Origin of the sequence: Alcaligenes sp. SORT26 (assembly GCF_017377875.1) — a bacterium.
In the GTDB taxonomy this organism is placed as follows: domain Bacteria; phylum Pseudomonadota; class Gammaproteobacteria; order Burkholderiales; family Burkholderiaceae_B; genus Alcaligenes; species Alcaligenes parafaecalis.
On sequence record NZ_CP070975.1, the window covers coordinates 767,757 to 784,644 of the forward strand.

Consider the following 16,888-nt stretch of genomic DNA (forward strand, 5'->3'; position numbering starts at 1 on the left):
GCAAGCACGATTCAATATAAAACTTCCAAGAAAGACGGAGACCATTAACCAGCTTGGCCGCCCTATGGGCGGCTTTTTCATTGGTGCCTGATTGTTCTGTTTTTTATATCGGTATGCTTTGAGGCTGAGCTGGTCGTTTATTGATAATATTCAAATTCTGAACAGCCCAAGGATGGAAAGTTTCACAGGGCTACCTTAAATTAGGTTTTATTGCGTTTTAATGCATTGGGTGGCTCGGGAAAACACGGAGCAGAAAAAGAATGAATGGTATCAAGGTCTTGTTTGTTTTGTGTTTTCCCCTGCTTCTTGGCGCTTGCTCCAGTATTGCCGTTACTTATCATAGCGACCCGGAAGGAGCCACTGTCGTTTGCAATGGCAGTGTCTACGGCGAGACTCCGCTGACCATTAACTATAAGCTTAGGGATGTCGATAAACGCCTGGGCATTCTTTATACAGATCCTTGTTATGCGCAGTGGCTCAGTGGATACCGAGTCTCGTATACCAATCGGGTGCCTCTGCCCCCGATCCCGGTTTTCGGCTATCAAATGGCTAAACGGCCTCTGGGTGACGGCTATGCGCAGGACGCAGATTACGGCTTGCGCGTGCAGACTCTGCGTCAGATGCGAGAACAGCAAGAAGAAAACCGCAGATTGATGCAAGCCCAACTCCGAGAGCAGCGTAAAACCAATTGCCTGCTGGAGGGGAAGTCAAAATGTTAGTGCCCCCTTGGGCAGGTATTAACTTGTACTATGGCGCCTGATCAAGATTGACCAAGCATCTTGGCCAAGACTTCTTATTTTTAAAGGTAGGCAGGTTCCTTAATGAGTAATTCAAAGCGGGTAGATCTGGGCGGCCTTGTAGGTGTCGCTTTTTGGATGTTGCTTCTGGGCGTTTTATTTGTAGGCTTTGTCTACCTCTTGTCCTTTCCATGGGCCTGGGTTGTGAAGGCGGCAATTGGCCTGGAAGTTGTGCTGCTGCTCATGGCTTTGATGATGGAAGTTTCCGCGAAGGACGTGGATGGAGCCGGAGGCTGGGCGACGTTCGGGTTTGTGTTGGGACATGCCTGGATATTCGCTGCTGCACTGGTTTTGCGCGGCATCGTGCTGGTGGGGCAGTGGATCTTTGGCTGATGTTGGCAGGTTCACCGCCTTGTTCCGCGTAAACAAGCCCTCAGGGCTATGCTATTTTCTTCTCTTTCCCTTTTCTGATTGATCCAGCCTTGCCACGCTCCTCTACTACCCCCTCTCGCCGTATCACCATCCGCGATGTCGCCAAGGCGGCAGGGGTGTCTTTGACGACGGTTTCACACGCTTTGAATGATCGGGGAGTCGTGGACCCCTTGACGCGGGCCAAGGTGAAGCAGATTGCTGCGGATATGGGCTATCGGCCCAACGTTCGGGCACAGCGTTTGCGCTCTGGCTCGGCCAATAGCATTGCGCTGGTTTCTTCCATGCCTTTTGCCGTGTCGGGTGGGGTTTCGCGTCTGGGCTTCATGATGGAAGTGGCGGGGATTGCAGCAGAAGCCGCCATGCGGCGTGGTCTGGCCCTGGTCTTTGTTCCTCCTCTGGAGAATGCCCAGGCTTTTTTGGAAGGCCTGGATATTGATGGGGCGATTCTGCTTGAACCCATGACGGATGACCCCAATGTGCGCTTGTTGCAAGAGCGGGGCGTGGCCTTGGTGTCGATTGGGCGTCAAGGGGGCGGTGCAGAAAGCATTCCTTTTATTGATCTGCAGTCCACAGCAACGGCGCATTTGCTGTTGAACCATCTGTGGGAACAAGGGCGGCGACGTATTGCGCTGGTGCAAAGCAGCGCGGCGCGGGATTCCTATGCCAGTCACAAGAAAGCCTATGAGAACTTTGCGACGGCGCATGCCATGCCTTTGCGCTATATGCAGGTAGAGGAAAGCCTGGGAGAAGTCGGGGGCCACAAAGCATGTGCGAAGTTGCTGGCTCAGTATCCGGATACGGATGCCTTATGTGTGCCTGTGGATGCCTTTGCGGTTGGCGCTCTGGAGGCTGTACAGCAAGCCGGTTTGCGAGTTCCGCAAGATGTGATGATCGCAACCCGTTACGACGGTTTGCGCGCTCGAACTGCAGAACCCGCCTTGACTGCAGTGGATCTGCATCTGGAACAAGTGGCTACTTTGGCGGTCGAGCTCTTGTTCGAGCATTTGTCGGGCGACAAGAGCCGCATGTCGGCATTGGGCCCAAAGCCGGAGCTTCGGGCCCGTGCGTCTACTCAGTTGGATGATTAAGTCAGCATGACGGCCAGACCGGATACGGTCGCAAAGACCAGAACTCCGATACGCAGGCGACGTTGATCCAGCCTGTGATGAACCAGGCTACTCAAGCCCATACCAAGCAAGAGCGCAGGTAGGCACAAGACGGCGTAGTTCAGGTGTGACCAGGCCAAGGCGCCTGATAAACCCAGCACGATTAGCGAGATCACTTCCCCCACCAGAAAGCACAAGGCGACTGTCGAGCGCAAGGTGGCGACGGGGGCATGCTGATACACCAGAGCCAAGGGTGGGCCGCCAATACCGGTCGCTGTTTCGGTAATTCCGGTGACCAGGCCCGTGGCAATAAAGGCTTTTTTGCCAGGCGTAAAACTGGGGGCCAGGACCGAGGCCAGTACAGCCAACAAGGTGCTGATACCCACGAATTGGTTTAACCAATAAGTGGATAGGACCAACAAAATGCCCAGCCCGGCAAAGGTGCCTGCAAAACGTCCAACGGTAATCCAGCCTGCTCCACTGCGGTCAATTGCCCCGCGTTCCCGCCAGGCGACATAGGCGTTCAAGGGCAACATCAGGAACAGGAGTGCTCCAGGAATGGCTTCGGGGTGAACCAATGCCAGGACCGGGACCACGATCAGGGCAAAACCCATGCCGCTGGCCCCTTGGATAAAGGCGCCAGCCAGGACAGCCGCGAAAGCAATTAACAAACCTGCTGTCATGCCAGGGCCTTTTCCTGCTCTGCACGACGGGCCAGATGCTCGGTGGATGGGGCATGGAGTTTGCGAATATCCGATTGGGCGACTGCGTGGCGAGCCAGTTCACGGACTTCTTCCAGCAATGGCAAGGGGTCCCAATCCACAGGCTGCCCTTCCCACAGACGCAGCTTGCCTTGGACGACGACGGCGCGGATCTGGTCGCGGGCGGCAATCCGTACCAGCTCCCAAGGCAGATCCCAGGAAGGCGTCATTTCAGGCACCTGCAGGTCCACCACTAGAAAGTCGGCTTGAGCACCCACACGAATCTGTCCGGTTTGTGTCCCCAGACCAATGACATCGGCACCGCCTCGGGTGGCCATATCCAGCCAGGTCCAGCCTGCGCCGCAGGAGGAATCGCCCACCATCATGCCAAATGCAAAGCGTTGTGCGGCCTCGCCATAATCCATCATGCGAAACGCGTCGCTGCGTGTGCCGTCTGTTCCCATGCCCAGCCGTATCCCCTGAACTCGCATGGCTTCTGCTGGGGCAACCGCATTGCCTTTCCAGGCGCTGGCAACGGGGTTGTAGGAAACAGCAGCATTCAGGTCTGCCAGCAGACGGATCTCGCTGGGGGTTACCAAGGTGGCATGGGCCAGCAAAGAGGCTGAGCCCAGCGCCCCGATGTGAGCCAGATGCTCGATGGGACGGCGGCCGTGGGCATTCAAGGAACGCTCAACCGCGACCAGATGCTCGTTGGCATGCGTCTGGAAAACACGACCGGCTTCTTCACTCATGGCATAGACGCGATGCAACATGGCGTCACTGGCGGCCTCGGGAATGGAAATGGCCAGTGAGGGACTGATCAAATCGTGGTGCTCCCATTGCTGTAAGTGGGCTTGGGCGCGAGCCAGAATCGGCTCGGCGTCCAATAGTACCGCGCCGTGCTTGTCGTTGCAGATCAGGCCCAATACGCAGCGTATTCCCACGTCCGTAGTGGCTTGCACAATGGCATCCAGGTCTTCCGAGGAGCGCGTACCGGCATCGCAGACAGTGGTGAAACCGCCGCGCAAGGCTTCCAGTGCCGACAGCTTGCTGGAGGCATACAGATGGCGCGCGTTCAAGGTACTTTCCAGGGGCACCCATACGCGGCGGAAAATCTCCGAGGGCTCGCCGTAAACCAGCGATTTTCCATAAGACTGGGTGACGTGGTGGTGTGCATCGATAAAGCCGGGCATCAATAAATGGCCGGGCAGGCTGAGCCGAGGCAGTTCAGGGTGACGGGTCGCGATGTCCTGAACCGTGCCAATATCACTAAAGCGACCTTCTTCAATGACGACGGCGTGTCCGCTTACAGGTCCTTGTGGCAGTAAAAGATGTTCAGGCTCCAGAATGCGGGCGTGGGCCAGGTCTTGGGATTGGAATAAAGCAGCGTGATTCATGACACAGCTCATTAAGAATGTTGAAGGGGGACGGCTTTGGCCGAGCGCTGACCCACGTGAATGAACAGGTAGTTCAGCACGGCAGCCGTCAGGGCACCCATAGCGACGCCGTTGGACAGCAGCAAACGCAGTTGGGCGGGGAGTTGGTCGTAAATGCCGGGGACAACAATGGGCAGCAAACCGATGGCCAGGGCCGTGGCGACGACGTACATGGCGGAGTGACCGCGCAGATCAACTTTGCGCAACATGTCTATGCCCATCGTGCCCACAATGGCAAAGACCACCAGGCCGGTTGCACCAATGACGGAGGCCGGGATCACGCTAATCAGGGCGGACAGGGGCGAGAACACGCCAAAGAGAATCAGGAACAGCCCGCCGACGGCGGTGACATAGCGCGAACGTACTTGGGTGGCGCGGATGATGCCGATGTTCTCGCCGCTGGTAATGATGAGCGAGGTCCCGAAAATGCCGCCTAGCAAAGAGGCCAGCCCATCACCGCGAATCGTGTTGGGTACTTGGGCTTGTTGCTCGGCCTCGTCTTCCTTGCCCAGGACTTCATTCAAGGCAATGGTCTGACCGGTGGCCTCCACCATGGAAATCAAGGTGAACAGCAGTAGCGGCAAAGCAGCAATCAGATCAAAGTTGGGTGGGCCGAAAGGGAAGGGGGAGGGCAGAGCCAACAGAGGTCCGCTGCCTACGCCACTCAGACTGATATCGCCCATCAAGGCGGCGGACAGGGCACCCACAATCAAACCCAGCAAGATGGCCAGTTGGCGGCACATTCCTTTCAGCAGACGCGCAAAGAGTACGGTGGAGGCAATGGTGATCAAGGCCAGCAGCAGATTGTCGGTATTGCCAAAATTGGCGCTACCGGGTGTACCAGCGATCAGCTTGCCGGAGATCTGTGCCAGGTTGATCGCTACCAGCAAGAGCATGATGCCAATGACCAGCGCGGGGAAGTAACGCAGAAAGCGTTTGAAGATAGGGACGATCAGAAAGTAGAGCAAGGCAGACAGAATGACGGCGCCGGAGGCCGTAGGCAGATCGGTTTGTTGCGCGATCAGAATGAACAAGATAATGGGTGCGCCGCCAGGCAACATCACAAAAGGCAGTTTTGCCCCTATGCCAGCCGGGCCGAAGGATTGGATCAAGGTGCCTATGCCACAGACCAGAAAGGTGGCGCTAAGCAATTGGGTGGTCAGAGCGGCATCAAAACCCAGGGCCTTGCTCATCAAAAAAACAGCGGCGATGGGCGAGGCGGCCATGACCAGTACGTGTTGCAGCCCGAAGGCAATCATGCGCTGGGGGGAATACAGCTCATCCACTTGCGCCGTGGAGGTGTTTTTCATCAGTGTCTCCTGTGCTGCGTGGTCAGGGTCTCAAGGAGCCTGCCGCAGTCCTTTAGGTTTTTATCGAATTTTTGAGTAAAACGATTTGGTTGGCAATTTTATGTCTAACCAAATCGTTTTGGTAGTGTATTAATGCTTTTCTAAAAAGTCGATGTGGAAAACAAATAAGGATTATTGCTTTAGGCTGAAATAGCCTGTTGAAGACAGGGACAGGGACAGGGACAGGGACAGGGACAGGAGCAGGAGCAGGAGCAGGAGCAGGAGCAGGAGCAGGAGCAGGAGCAGGAGCAGGAGCAGGAGCAGGAGGTAGGAGGCTGGGGGCAGGAGACAGCGTGGCCAGTTCCGCCCTTCAGGCAGTCAGCCTTGACTACCTGAAGCGCTTTTTACGTAACAGGCTTTAATCCACGATGTACAGCGTGGCGCCTGTTTGGGTAGAGGAACGGTGCGGCTCGGCATTATCGGCCACGTGGTAAGACTGTCCGGGCTCCAGAGTGAAGCGGCGTCCGTCTTCCAGTTCTGTGTCCAGCTTGCCTTCCAGGCACAGCAGCATATGGCCTTTTACGCACCAATGATCGGCCAGATAACCGGGGCTGTATTCCACCATGCGTACGCGGATAGGGCCAAACTGCTGGGTGCGCCACAGGGCCATGCCTGTCTCGCCTTTGTGTTCGGTGGGGGTGATGTCGGACCAGTTGACGGTGCAAAAGGGTAAGTTCTTGATATCCATGCTTGCGGCTCGTGAGAAGGGATTGTGAGCATAGTAGGCCTGTTCTCGGGTTTTGGCCTGCTGGTCTGGCTATTTTCCCTGATACAGGCAATTTCAATTTTGAGGTTTGCTGACGACTCAAAGGCCGTGGAATCAGGAATACTCGCGCTCAACAGGGGCTGGTCAGGGCACTTGTACTAATAAAAGGGGAAGCGCATGAATCTGTCTCAATCATTCCTATCGGCACGACGACTGGGGCGCTGGAGCTTGTTAAGCGCCGTTTTAGTTCTGGCAGCATGCAGCAACTTGCCGCCGCAGTCTGCGCAGCACGCTGTCTCGGCATCGGCTGCACCCCAAGCGAAGGCGAGCTTGGGAACCCAATGGGGGGAAGGGCGCGAGTCACGGGTTTATTCTGTCCAGGCCCAGCGTGTCGAGCCGCAGCGCGATGAGCTGCAATTCAACTATTCCGACGAGCAAAGTATTCGCCGGGCCTTGGGAAGCAATCTGGATGCACAACGCAGCATTTTGCTGGACAAGGGCAATGTAGAGCTGTCCGTACATGATGCAAGCGACAAGCCTTTGACTATCTATAGCAGCGTGGGCCAAAACAATTATCAATTGGCCGGCAAGGAGGGTGAGCGATATGTGCTGGTCTATACCAATCGCAGCGGAACGCCTTATGAAATCATTACAACCGTAGATGGCTTGGATGTATTGTCCGGCAAACCGGGTAGTCGTCGTCATAACGGCTATATGTTGCAAGCCGGGGCTGTGCTGCGTATTGAAGGGTTTCGCAAGAGCGCAAAAGAAGTGGCGGCCTTCCGTTTCTCCAGTAAAGATAGGGCGTATGCCGCTAACAGCCTGGCGGGCGATACACGTAATCTTGGCGTGATCGGTACTGTGCTTTACGAGGTACGTCCCGTGCAGCCGCGTCAACCTGCTGCTCAGACGCCTAATCCCTTTCCGGGGGATGACAGCAAGGGCCAGTACGCAGCACCACCGCGTTACTAAGTCTTGATCGTCTTCTTCGCCAGAATCGGTAAGCGGTTCTGGCGAAGTCGAGAGTGGCGGATATCGGGATACAAACGTCCTGGCGGGAAACTACGCGCTTGGAGCCCCGGAATGTCTCTGTTAAGGTGTGCCAGGATTAGCCACTATGCAAGGACAACGCGTGCCGCCAGAGTTGATCCATCCAGAGCATTTTGTCCACGTACGCATCATTATCGGTATGGTGCTGGGTATCAGCATTTCTCGTCTGATCGTGGGCGTTTCCGAGTTCATCCAACACCCCAAAGCCAAGCGTATCTATCCCATTCATCTGGGATGGGTTCTGTACTTGTTCCTGACGATTATCCATTTCTGGTGGTATGAGTTCAGCCTGGTCAAGGTACAGGTCTGGTCTTTTCAGTTGTACTTTTTCCTGATCCTGTATACCTGTGTCTTTGCCATCATGGCGTCCTTGCTGTTTCCCAGCAATATGCAGGAGTATCGGGGGTTTGAGGATTATTTTCAGACCCGGCGACGCTCACTGTATGGCTTCTTCGTACTGATTCAGATCATGGATCTGATCGACACCGCCATTAAAGGCAAAGCGTATTTTTTAAGCCTGGGTATAGAGTATCCCTTGCAACAGGCCATGTTTATTGCTCTGGGTCTGATTGCAATGGTGGTGTCCAGCAAACGGTATCAGGCTGCCTTGATCGTGTTGACGCTGGTCTATAAAGGGCAGTGGATTTTCCGTCTGTATGACATTCTGAATTAAGGCGGCACCTCGTGCTGCCTATTGCTAGTGCTCCTTTGCGGGACTCTGCATTACCAGCAGATAGATAAACAAACGATAGGGTGGTCAAAGATCCTCTTTAGCGGATCTGTCATCGAGCCTGGGCTAGAATCCCTTTTTCAGTTGTGTTCTTGGAGATGGTAACGACATGAGTGGCTCCTTTACTTTTGTAGTGATGGTGGCGTTTTTGGCGGTGGTCGTCGTGATGGCCGGAGTCAAAGTGGTCCCTCAGGGCCAACAATGGACGGTCGAGCGCTTTGGTCGCTACACCCGCACGCTGACGCCCGGTTTGTCTTTGCTGGTGCCTTTTATGGACCGCGTAGGCCGAAAACTCAAAATGATGGAATCCGTGCTGGATGTTCCATCGCAAAATGTCATTTCCCGCGATAACGTGGCCGTGACCGCCGACGGTGTGGTGTTCTATCGCATCGATAATGCCGCTCAGGCAGCGTACGAGATTGACCACCTGGAACTGGCTATCGTCAACCTGACCACGACCAATCTGCGTTCGGTTCTGGGGTCGATGGAACTGGACCATATGTTGTCCAACCGTGAAATGATTAACGACCGCCTCCTGGCTGCCGTGGATGCGGCCACGACCCCGTGGGGTGTGAAGGTGACGCGGGTAGAAATTCGCGATTTGAATATGGCCCCCGAATTGCAGGAAGCCATGAATCTGCAAATGACGGCTGAACGTCATCGTCGTGCGGTGGTGACCAAAGCCAGCGGCCAGAAAGAAGCGGAAGTGTTGCAAGCAGAAGGCGAAAAGCAGGCGGCCGTGTTGCGTGCTGAAGGTGAAAAACAATCCGCTATTTTGCGTGCCGAAGCGCGTGAACGTGAGGCCGAGGCCGAAGCCCGTGCCACTCGTGAAGTGTCCGAAGCGATTAAAAGCGGTGATGTTCAGGCCTTGCAATACTTCGTGGGTTTGAAATATGTGGAAGCCTTGCGCGACGTGGGTAATGGCCCTAATAGCAAGCTGGTTCTGATGCCTTTGGAGGCCAGTGGTATTACCGGCGCGGTTGCGGGTGTGACCGAGCTGCTGAAATCCACAGGCGGCAAGTTGGGACAAGGTTAAGCGGACGACGGGAGGTGCTGATCTTGGCATTCATTTTCGATTCCTTTTGGTATTGGCTGGTGGCCGGTGTGGTGCTGGTCGCCGCCGAGGTCGTCCTCTCCGGCGTTTACTTGCTGTGGCTGGGTCTAGGGGCACTGACGGTGGGTCTGTTTACCGCGGCCTGGCCTGATGCTCCTACCTGGTTGCAGTGGCTGATTCTGGCTGTTGCCATGTTGGGCTGGGTGGTGGTGGGCGTGCGCTGGCAACGACGCAGCCGGGCCAGTCAGCCCGATATCCTCAATACGGGCTTGAGTGCCTATGTGGGGGCGCGTGCCCAGGTCAGTGAGCGTTTTGTGAATGGCCGTGGACGTATTCGGCTTAACGATAGTTATTACAGTGCCACAGCGACCCAGGACCTGGAGCAGGGTACGGCAGTGGTGATCTTGGCTGTAGAAGGCGCCGAAATGCGTGTTCAGGCTGTTGAGTAATAGACATAGCACGGTGTAGAGCAATGATGAACAATCGCTACGGCAAGCTGGCTTCTTTGGTGTATCACCTGGATAAGCCCATAGGGCGCTCATTCGGGGATGTTGAGTATTACCTGGAGCGTTTGCACGGTATAAGCGGGCCTGTCCTGGAACCTGCGGTTGGCACGGGGCGTATTTTGATCCCCTTGCTGCAAGCGGGGCTGGATGTGAGTGGGTTCGATATCTCTCAGGAGATGCTGGATTATTGCCAGCGCGAATTGGGGCTGCGCTCCTTGAAAACTCGGCTTCAGTTGGCCGGTTTTACAGACTTCATGACGGAGCGTCCTGTAGAGGCGATTGTGGTGCCTGCCGGATCTTTCCAGCTACTGGATTCTTTCGAGCAAGGCATGGCGGCCTTAAGTCGTTTTCACGCCAGCTTGAAAACAGGCGGACGACTGTTGCTTGATCTGGATCCAGTCGCTGCCATTGTGAATGTGAGTCCTGGTATGCGGACATGGTCAGCGCCGCCACATGGTTTGATTACCTTGAACGCGACTGCCCTGGAAAAGGACTACTGCGCCCAAGTGACTCGTGAAATGCATCGCTACGAGTTGTGGGAGCATGGGGTATTGCTGGAAACCCAGTTAGAGCAATTTTCTTTGCGTTGGTGGGGCGTACAGGAAATGCGTATGGCCCTGGAACAGTTGGGCTTTGGTGAGATCGTGATATCGGGCGGCTATCGATATGGCAAGCCGCCTCAAGATACGGATGGGATTATTTCGTTTGAAGCGCGCAAGCTTTGAGACCGTTGCTTTCAAGAAAGTGCTGAGCTCAGTCTTGATGCCTGTGTTTGCACCTAGAGCGTGGCAGGTTTTTAATAAACCTGCCTCTGCCTCTGCCTCTGCCTCTGCCTCTGCCTCTGCCTCTGCCTCTGCCTCTGCCTCTGCCTCTGCCTCTGCCTCTGCCTCTTTTGCAGGCTCGACTTCCACCTTGGCCTTTTTCTCCCTCTTTATCCCCTTTACAGCCCCTGTTCCATCCAAGTCGAGGCTCTGGTCTTTTGGGCTCCTGGCCTTTTTGTTTGTTTTAATCAGCGTGTTCAGTCCCATCGTAGAAGGGAGCAGTCTGCAACAAGATGATCAAGGCTGGGTCTACGTGAATGATCAGGGTGAACCCATCTTGCGCCCCTTTATCTATGACAACGGCCCTGATTATTTTGAGGAAGGCCTGGCTCGTTTCGTATCCAAGGGGAAGATGGGATTTCATGACCAGGCATTGAAAATTCAAATTCCTGCCCGCTACGATTTTGCTTTCCCTTTTGTAGATGGCTACGCCAAGGTTGGCATGAACTGCAAGTTCATCCCGGAAGGCGAGCATCGTTCGGTGCTCTGCAAGCAGTGGGAGAGTATTCCCAATCCCTTGTCAGGCTCCAAAGATCGGCCCGCAAACTAGCCACTGCAAAGTACACTGCCATACAGACTTTATCCGGAGAGCACGATGAAGAAATGGGGAATCCTGGGGCTGGTGGGCGTGTTGTCTGCCTGCGCGAATCAAGCCACGACACAGCCACCGCTTGGTATTGCCAATCCTGCGTCGGCATATTGCGTGGAAAAAGGTGGGCGGCTAGATATTGTGAATACCCCGACCGGGCAGGTCGGGATGTGCACTTTGCCTGATGGCAGTGTGATTGAGGAGTGGGAGTTGATGCGTCGCGATCATCCATCGCAACGATCTTGAGACCACATGAAAAAAGCCAGCAATATGCTGGCTTTGTTGTCTTGAGAGGGGCCTGTGCAATCAGCGCTCGATACGGACTTCAAAGTAAGCTTCAGACTCGCCCAGATCGCGAAAACCATCGCTCATGGCGCGGGTGGCGGCTGCTATCCATTTTTTGGCCAAGGCAATGTCTTCCCCGGACAATTCTGTCTCTGCCGTTTCCTCGGCCAGTTGCCAGGCCCGATACGCCTGGACCACCGCCTCGGGGCCTTGCATAACTTTTTCTAAGCTACGGCGAAAGCGCTCTTCAGCCTCGCGGCGACCGCGTTCGGTGATATCGGAAGGAGCGTCGTGCAAAGTAATGGTATAGGACATGATGCTTCTTTTGCTGTATGGATGAACAGTAATTTAGCACGACTTTTTGTCTTGGGCTAGATTTTTATGATGGTTACTACCTGAGCTATTAGCCGACGTCTTTTTAGGGTTCAGACGGCATGGAAAATAGCTCGTCGCGCTTAGCTCTGCGAACTGTTGTACCAGACCTGATTTTCCACCATAGACTATCTTGTTCAGCCCGTGGGTATACTGCTTTCAACAGATCCACGCTCTCTTTTTATGGACGAGGTGCAGGGTGCAGCTTGTAGCAATTGGCAGTATTACCGTTGATATTGTGGTCTCTGGCATGCCCGCCGAGCTAGCGCGTGGAGACAAGCAAGAGGTGGGCTCGATAGACTTGTATCCGGGCGGCGGAGCACTCAATGCGACAGCCAGTTTTATGGCGCAAGGCGAGTCCGTACGACTGTTGGGGGCCTTGGGGCAAGATGGGCTGGGCGCTCGCTTATGCTCGCATATTGAACAGTTGGGTATTGATGTCAGCAGTGTGCAGCTTTGCCCAGATCAACCGACAGGTAAAGCCATTGTTTTGGTAGAACCTTCTGGAAGTGCGTCGGTGTTGGCCCGCCGTGGTGCTAATGCGTGCTTGCGTGTGCAGGCTCAGGATCTGCAGGCGGATTTGATTTATGTGGCGCCATTGGCACTGCAACCCATGGAGAGCCTGGCTCAAGCTTTGGCTGAAAGAGCAGACCAGTCAGCCTGCCTGGTAGTTAATCCCAGCGTGGCGTGTTTGCGCCAACAAGGGCAGGGATTCAAGCAGGTCTATGCTCGGGCAGATGTGCTGGGCCTGAACGCAGTAGAGGCTCAAATGTTGGCAGGCGTTCAGGATGCCGACATTCAGTTGGAACTGTCGATTCAAGAAGCCTGCGACTTGGCGACCCGTTTGCAGCATCACCCTCAACAAGCCTTGCTGATTACCTTGGGTGTACAGGGGGCGGTTTTGGCGTTCAATGGGCAGCATTATGCCGAGCCAGCGTGCAAAGTGACTGTATGTTCAACCGTTGGAGCGGGGGACGCATTTCTGTCCAGCTTTGCTTTGGCGTGGAAACGAGGCCTGGAGCCTTCAGCAGCCTTGAAGCTGGCCAGTCAGTCAGCGGCGGCACGCTTGGGACAGTGGGCGGCTAACAACTTCCCGCCCTTGTTCGGGCAGGATGCAGATGAGGTTCTGGTTTTATAAATAGCAGCAACAAAAAGACAGCGTAAAACGCAGCAAAACATAAGAACGGGGGAAACAATGGCAGCCACCACCACCACCATTATTATTGTGGGTTTGTATCTGCTAGTGACGGTCTTGCTGGGTGTGACACTCTGTTATACCCGGCCCAAGAGCTGGAAGCGTGACACTGCTTTATTAATGATTACGCCCTTGGCAGTGCCCGTGGTTTATGGTTTGTTTACCTTGCTGAGTTAATCGGCTCTGTTTGAACTGATACGTTTCCAAGGCTGTTTGTTGCGTGTTATGAGCTTTTGCGGTAATTTTTGCCACAAAAGTAAGCCCATGTAGCCTGATCTTGGTCTTTGTGTCGTCTCTGTGTCGGATCTTGACAATCGTTGACTTCATGTTCTGAGGGTGGCCCGTTACCATAGTCTTAAGCTTGTTTTAGTTGGGATTTTGGGATGTACGCCATGATTAATGCCTCGAATTTGATCGATTATGTACCTATGGTATTAATGTTGGCTGGCTGCGGTATTTTGGGCTTTATTTTGCTGTCATTCTGGCTGCACCGCTCTTGATTCACGCCCAGCGGCACTGTGCTTTGCAATAAAGCACGGATATTTACGCTTGATTTCAGCCCCATCTTTTACCTGACGTGTTGCTTTTGCTGCACGCTTGTCATCACACACTTTCCGTATCAAACAAGTGTAGTAAGCTATTTCCACGATCTGTTTCGCGACCAGCGCCTTGAGCTTTGCTCCTAACGTGCGCTAACAGCAGACGCTGCCTGTACCGCCATCACATTACGTGCTGGCTCAGGCATCAGCAAACATCAGGTCAAGGAGAAGGAAATCATGTTTTTCCGCTTAGTTTCTGCCTGCGCAGGTTCTTTGATGTTGTCAGCGTGCGCCAGCTCCACACAAAGCACCAAACCTGTGGCCCAAGCCAATTTGGCTTCTAACTTCTGTCAACGTATGGGTGGGCAAACCGTTGTCCATGAAAGTGGGCAAGGGGCTTACGGAACCTGTTTGATGAAAGACGGCTCGGAGTCGGAAGAATGGGCCTTTTACCGTAGCTGGTATCCCCGGATGGACTGAATTCTTCGCCAATTGTGGTTTTTGTGGCGATACTACGCCGCGATTGCAGGTGAAGGTGATAAACTTATCCAATCAAATGTGTTATTTGGGAAGCAGAATCTTATGAACTCAACGCGAACTACCCGTCGGCAAATCTAGCCGTGGCCGCGTAGCGTTTCGTTTGCTTTCCAAGAACGTTCAATTCAAAAGCGCGGCCTTTTCAAGGCCGCGTTTTTTATTTCAGGAAGTGTTATGGTTCGAATCACACTGCCCGATGGCTCCCAGCGAGAGTTTCAGGGCCCGGTTTCCGTCAGCGAAGTGGCGAACTCGATTGGTACTGGCCTGGGCCGTGCCGCCCTGGCTGGCCGCGTCGGCACGCCAGGCACTGAGTCGCGTCTGGTGGATACCTCGTATGTGATCGACCAGGATAGCAATTTGGCCATTATCACCGCCAAAGATGCGGATGGTTTGGACCTGATCCGCCACTCGACCGCTCACTTGCTGGCTTATGCCGTGAAAAGCCTGTTTCCCGATGCTCAGGTCACGATTGGCCCGGTGATCGATAACGGCTTTTACTATGACTTCTCCTACAAGCGTGCTTTCACGCCTGAAGATCTGGAAGCCATCGAAAAGAAAATGGCTGAACTGGCCAAGAAAGACGAAATCGTGACTCGCGAAGAGTGGATGCGTGACGATGCCGTGGCCTTTTTCAAGAGCATTGGCGAGGACTACAAGGCAGAAATCATTGCCTCTATTCCGTCAAACGAGCCGATCAGCCTTTACCGTGAAGGTGACTTCATCGACTTGTGTCGTGGCCCTCACGTGCCATCCACTGGCAAGTTGAAGGTGTTCAAGCTGATGAAAGTGGCTGGTGCTTACTGGCGTGGCGATAGCAATAACGAAATGCTGCAACGCATTTACGGCACTGCCTGGGCGACCAAGGAAGATCAGCAAGCCTACCTGACCATGCTGGAAGAGGCCGAGCGTCGCGACCACCGCAAACTGGGTCGTGAACTGGATCTGTTCCACTTCCAGGAAGAAGCTCCCGGTCTGATTTTCTGGCACCCCAAAGGCTGGGTGATCTGGCAGCAGGTCGAGCAATACATTCGCCGTGTCTATCAGGACAATGGCTACCAGGAAGTGAAAGCGCCACAAATTCTGGATTTGTCGCTGTGGAAGAAAACCGGCCACTGGGATAACTACGCTGAAAACATGTTCACGACTGAGTCGGAGAACCGTGTTTACGGCTTGAAGCCCATGAACTGTCCCGGCCACGTGCAAATCTTTAATTCCGGTCTGCATTCCTACCGTGAATTGCCGATTCGTTACGGTGAGTTTGGTCAGTGCCACCGCAACGAGCCTTCGGGTGCGCTGCACGGCATGATGCGAGTGCGCGGCTTTACACAAGACGACGGCCACATTTTCTGTACCGAAGACCAGTTGCAAGACGAATGCGCTGCTTTCACTGCGCAGTTGCAAGCGGTGTATGCAGATTTCGGGTTTACCGAGATTCTGTATAAGGTTGCCACTCGTCCTGAAAAACGGATTGGTGACGACGCCGTTTGGGACAAGGCTGAACAAGCCCTGATCGAAAGCTTGCGCCGTACCGGTTGCGAGTTCGAGATCTCTGAAGGCGAGGGCGCGTTCTACGGTCCGAAGATTGAATACACGCTGAAAGACGCGATTGGCCGTCATTGGCAATGTGGCACTATTCAGGTGGACTTTTCCATGCCTGCCCGTTTGGGTGCCGAGTATGTGGATGCCCAGGATCAGCGTCGTGTGCCAGTGATGTTGCACCGTGCTATTTTGGGTTCCTTCGAGCGTTTCATTGGCATGCTGATTGAAAACCACGCCGGTGCCTTGCCGGCCTGGTTGGCTCCAGAGCATGTGGTGGTATGCTGCATTTCCGAAAGTTCGGCCGATTATGCCCAATCCGTGGCGCAAAATCTGAAGAAAATGGGATTCCGTGCCTCCTCTGATTTGCGTGGTGAAAAAATCACTCGTAAAATCCGTGAGCACAGTATGCAAAAAGTGCCCTATATTCTGGTCGTGGGTGAAAAAGAGCGTGAAAACGGCGCAGTTGCCGTGCGTGCGCGTGGTGGCGTGGACTTGGGCGTCATGCCGTTAGCCGATTTTTCTGCACGATTGAAGCAAGAGATCGATAGCCGTCAGTAAAACAGGAACGCTATCGTTTTTATCGACATTTTTAGGAGTTTTCGACATCGCAACCGAGAAAAAACATCGCATCAATGGTGAAATTCGTATTCCAGAGGTGCGACTCATTGGAGTCGAGGGTGAGCAGCTAGGTATCGTCAAGGTGCCTGACGCCTTGGCAATGGCAGAACAACATGATGTGGATCTGGTGGAAATCGCCCCTGCGGCCGTGCCACCAGTGTGCCGCTTGATGGACTACGGCAAATTCCGCTATCAGGAACAGAAGCGCCAACAAGAAGCCAAGGCCAAGCAGAAAATCATTCAGATCAAGGAAGTCAAATTCCGTCCCGGTACGGACGAAGGCGACTACCAGGTCAAGCTGCGTAACGTGAAGCGTTTTATCGATGATGGTGACAAGGTCAAAGTGACTTTGCGTTTCCGTGGTCGTGAAATGGCTCACCAGGAATTGGGGATGCGTGTACTGGAACGGGTTCGCGACGAAGTCAGCGAAATCTGTCAGGTTGAAGCCATGCCCAAGCTGGAAGGCCGTCAAATGGTCATGGTCTTGGCGCCTCGCAAGAAAGCGTCCTGATACTCTTGCACGATACTGCCTGGATCCGCCCAGGAGCATTATGCGTCGCTCGATTCGCTCCCAAGTAGCGAGTCG

General features: G+C 54.3%; 20 protein-coding genes. 15 read left to right on the forward strand and 5 right to left on the reverse strand.

Annotation, left to right across the window (positions count from 1 at the left end; all coding sequences use genetic code 11):
• The first annotated feature begins 260 nt into the window (after window positions 1-260).
• The 3 genes from JYG33_RS03585 (at window position 261) to JYG33_RS03595 (ending at window position 2,257) form a co-directional block, all read left to right on the forward strand.
• Window positions 261-719 carry a PEGA domain-containing protein gene (locus JYG33_RS03585; RefSeq protein ID WP_207874489.1) on the forward strand — a complete coding sequence of 153 codons (459 nt, stop codon included), beginning with the start codon at window positions 261-263 and terminating at the stop codon, window positions 717-719.
• A gap of 102 nt (window positions 720-821) precedes the next feature.
• Window positions 822-1,130 (forward strand): hypothetical protein, encoded by a 309-nt coding sequence (locus JYG33_RS03590; protein WP_207874492.1) that lies wholly within the window; start codon window positions 822-824, stop codon window positions 1,128-1,130.
• Between the two features lie 89 nt (window positions 1,131-1,219).
• Window positions 1,220-2,257, forward strand: coding sequence for a LacI family DNA-binding transcriptional regulator (locus JYG33_RS03595; RefSeq protein WP_207874495.1), 1,038 nt, complete (start codon window positions 1,220-1,222; stop codon window positions 2,255-2,257).
• Here the strand turns inward: JYG33_RS03595 and JYG33_RS03600 are convergent.
• The 4 genes from JYG33_RS03600 to JYG33_RS03615 form a co-directional block, all read right to left on the reverse strand.
• Entirely contained in the window at window positions 2,254-2,958 is a 705-nt protein-coding gene (locus JYG33_RS03600) for a sulfite exporter TauE/SafE family protein (RefSeq protein ID WP_207874500.1), read from the reverse strand. The two genes, JYG33_RS03595 and JYG33_RS03600, sit on opposite strands and share 4 nt — an antisense overlap.
• Window positions 2,955-4,373, reverse strand: coding sequence for an amidohydrolase family protein (locus JYG33_RS03605; RefSeq protein ID WP_207874507.1), 1,419 nt, complete (start codon window positions 4,371-4,373; stop codon window positions 2,955-2,957). The genes JYG33_RS03600 and JYG33_RS03605 overlap by 4 nt, the downstream gene beginning before the upstream one ends.
• Before the next feature lie 11 nt (window positions 4,374-4,384).
• Window positions 4,385-5,722 (reverse strand): solute carrier family 23 protein, encoded by a 1,338-nt coding sequence (locus JYG33_RS03610; protein ID WP_207874510.1) that lies wholly within the window; start codon window positions 5,720-5,722, stop codon window positions 4,385-4,387.
• A gap of 397 nt (window positions 5,723-6,119) precedes the next feature.
• Window positions 6,120-6,449, reverse strand: coding sequence for a DHCW motif cupin fold protein (locus JYG33_RS03615; protein ID WP_207874513.1), 330 nt, complete (start codon window positions 6,447-6,449; stop codon window positions 6,120-6,122).
• Between the two features lie 195 nt (window positions 6,450-6,644).
• Here JYG33_RS03615 and JYG33_RS03620 point away from each other — a divergent pair, with 195 nt between their 5' ends.
• The 7 genes from JYG33_RS03620 (at window position 6,645) to JYG33_RS03650 (ending at window position 11,463) form a co-directional block, all read left to right on the forward strand.
• Window positions 6,645-7,439 carry a hypothetical protein gene (locus JYG33_RS03620; RefSeq protein ID WP_207874515.1) on the forward strand — a complete coding sequence of 265 codons (795 nt, stop codon included), beginning with the start codon at window positions 6,645-6,647 and terminating at the stop codon, window positions 7,437-7,439.
• A 145-nt stretch (window positions 7,440-7,584) separates the two neighbouring features.
• Window positions 7,585-8,190 carry a hypothetical protein gene (locus JYG33_RS03625; protein WP_207874518.1) on the forward strand — a complete coding sequence of 202 codons (606 nt, stop codon included), beginning with the start codon at window positions 7,585-7,587 and terminating at the stop codon, window positions 8,188-8,190.
• Window positions 8,191-8,356: 166 nt separating this feature from the next.
• Entirely contained in the window at window positions 8,357-9,283 is a 927-nt protein-coding gene (locus tag JYG33_RS03630) for an SPFH domain-containing protein (RefSeq protein ID WP_207874521.1), read from the forward strand.
• 14 nt (window positions 9,284-9,297) lie between these two features.
• Complete coding sequence (locus JYG33_RS03635) at window positions 9,298-9,750, forward strand: NfeD family protein (protein ID WP_207874523.1); 453 nt, start codon at window positions 9,298-9,300, stop codon at window positions 9,748-9,750.
• A 23-nt stretch (window positions 9,751-9,773) separates the two neighbouring features.
• Window positions 9,774-10,532, forward strand: coding sequence for a class I SAM-dependent methyltransferase (locus JYG33_RS03640; RefSeq protein ID WP_207874525.1), 759 nt, complete (start codon window positions 9,774-9,776; stop codon window positions 10,530-10,532).
• Between the two features lie 289 nt (window positions 10,533-10,821).
• Complete coding sequence (locus JYG33_RS18660) at window positions 10,822-11,178, forward strand: WG repeat-containing protein (protein WP_243430263.1); 357 nt, start codon at window positions 10,822-10,824, stop codon at window positions 11,176-11,178.
• Window positions 11,179-11,223: 45 nt separating this feature from the next.
• Window positions 11,224-11,463, forward strand: a complete 240-nt coding sequence (locus JYG33_RS03650) for a DUF333 domain-containing protein (protein WP_207874527.1) — start codon at window positions 11,224-11,226, stop codon at window positions 11,461-11,463.
• Window positions 11,464-11,523: 60 nt separating this feature from the next.
• On the opposite strand, the gene JYG33_RS03655 is transcribed toward JYG33_RS03650, so the two are convergent.
• On the reverse strand, window positions 11,524-11,817 hold the full coding sequence (locus tag JYG33_RS03655; protein ID WP_003800394.1) for a hypothetical protein: 294 nt from the start codon (window positions 11,815-11,817) through the stop codon (window positions 11,524-11,526).
• A gap of 256 nt (window positions 11,818-12,073) precedes the next feature.
• Here JYG33_RS03655 and JYG33_RS03660 point away from each other — a divergent pair, with 256 nt between their 5' ends.
• The 5 genes from JYG33_RS03660 (at window position 12,074) to infC (ending at window position 16,813) form a co-directional block, all read left to right on the forward strand.
• Window positions 12,074-13,012, forward strand: a complete 939-nt coding sequence (locus JYG33_RS03660; RefSeq protein WP_207874529.1) for a PfkB family carbohydrate kinase — start codon at window positions 12,074-12,076, stop codon at window positions 13,010-13,012.
• Between the two features lie 57 nt (window positions 13,013-13,069).
• Entirely contained in the window at window positions 13,070-13,246 is a 177-nt protein-coding gene (locus JYG33_RS03665; protein WP_207874531.1) for a hypothetical protein, read from the forward strand.
• A 599-nt stretch (window positions 13,247-13,845) separates the two neighbouring features.
• The gene (locus JYG33_RS03670; RefSeq protein WP_207874533.1) at window positions 13,846-14,088 is read left to right on the forward strand and encodes a DUF333 domain-containing protein; all 243 of its coding nucleotides are present in this window, start codon (window positions 13,846-13,848) and stop codon (window positions 14,086-14,088) included.
• 231 nt (window positions 14,089-14,319) lie between these two features.
• Window positions 14,320-16,242, forward strand: a complete 1,923-nt coding sequence (gene thrS, locus JYG33_RS03675) for a threonine--tRNA ligase (protein ID WP_207874535.1) — start codon at window positions 14,320-14,322, stop codon at window positions 16,240-16,242.
• Between the two features lie 46 nt (window positions 16,243-16,288).
• Window positions 16,289-16,813 (forward strand): translation initiation factor IF-3, encoded by a 525-nt coding sequence (infC, locus tag JYG33_RS03680; protein ID WP_207875722.1) that lies wholly within the window; start codon window positions 16,289-16,291, stop codon window positions 16,811-16,813.
• Window positions 16,814-16,888: the final 75 nt, after the last annotated feature.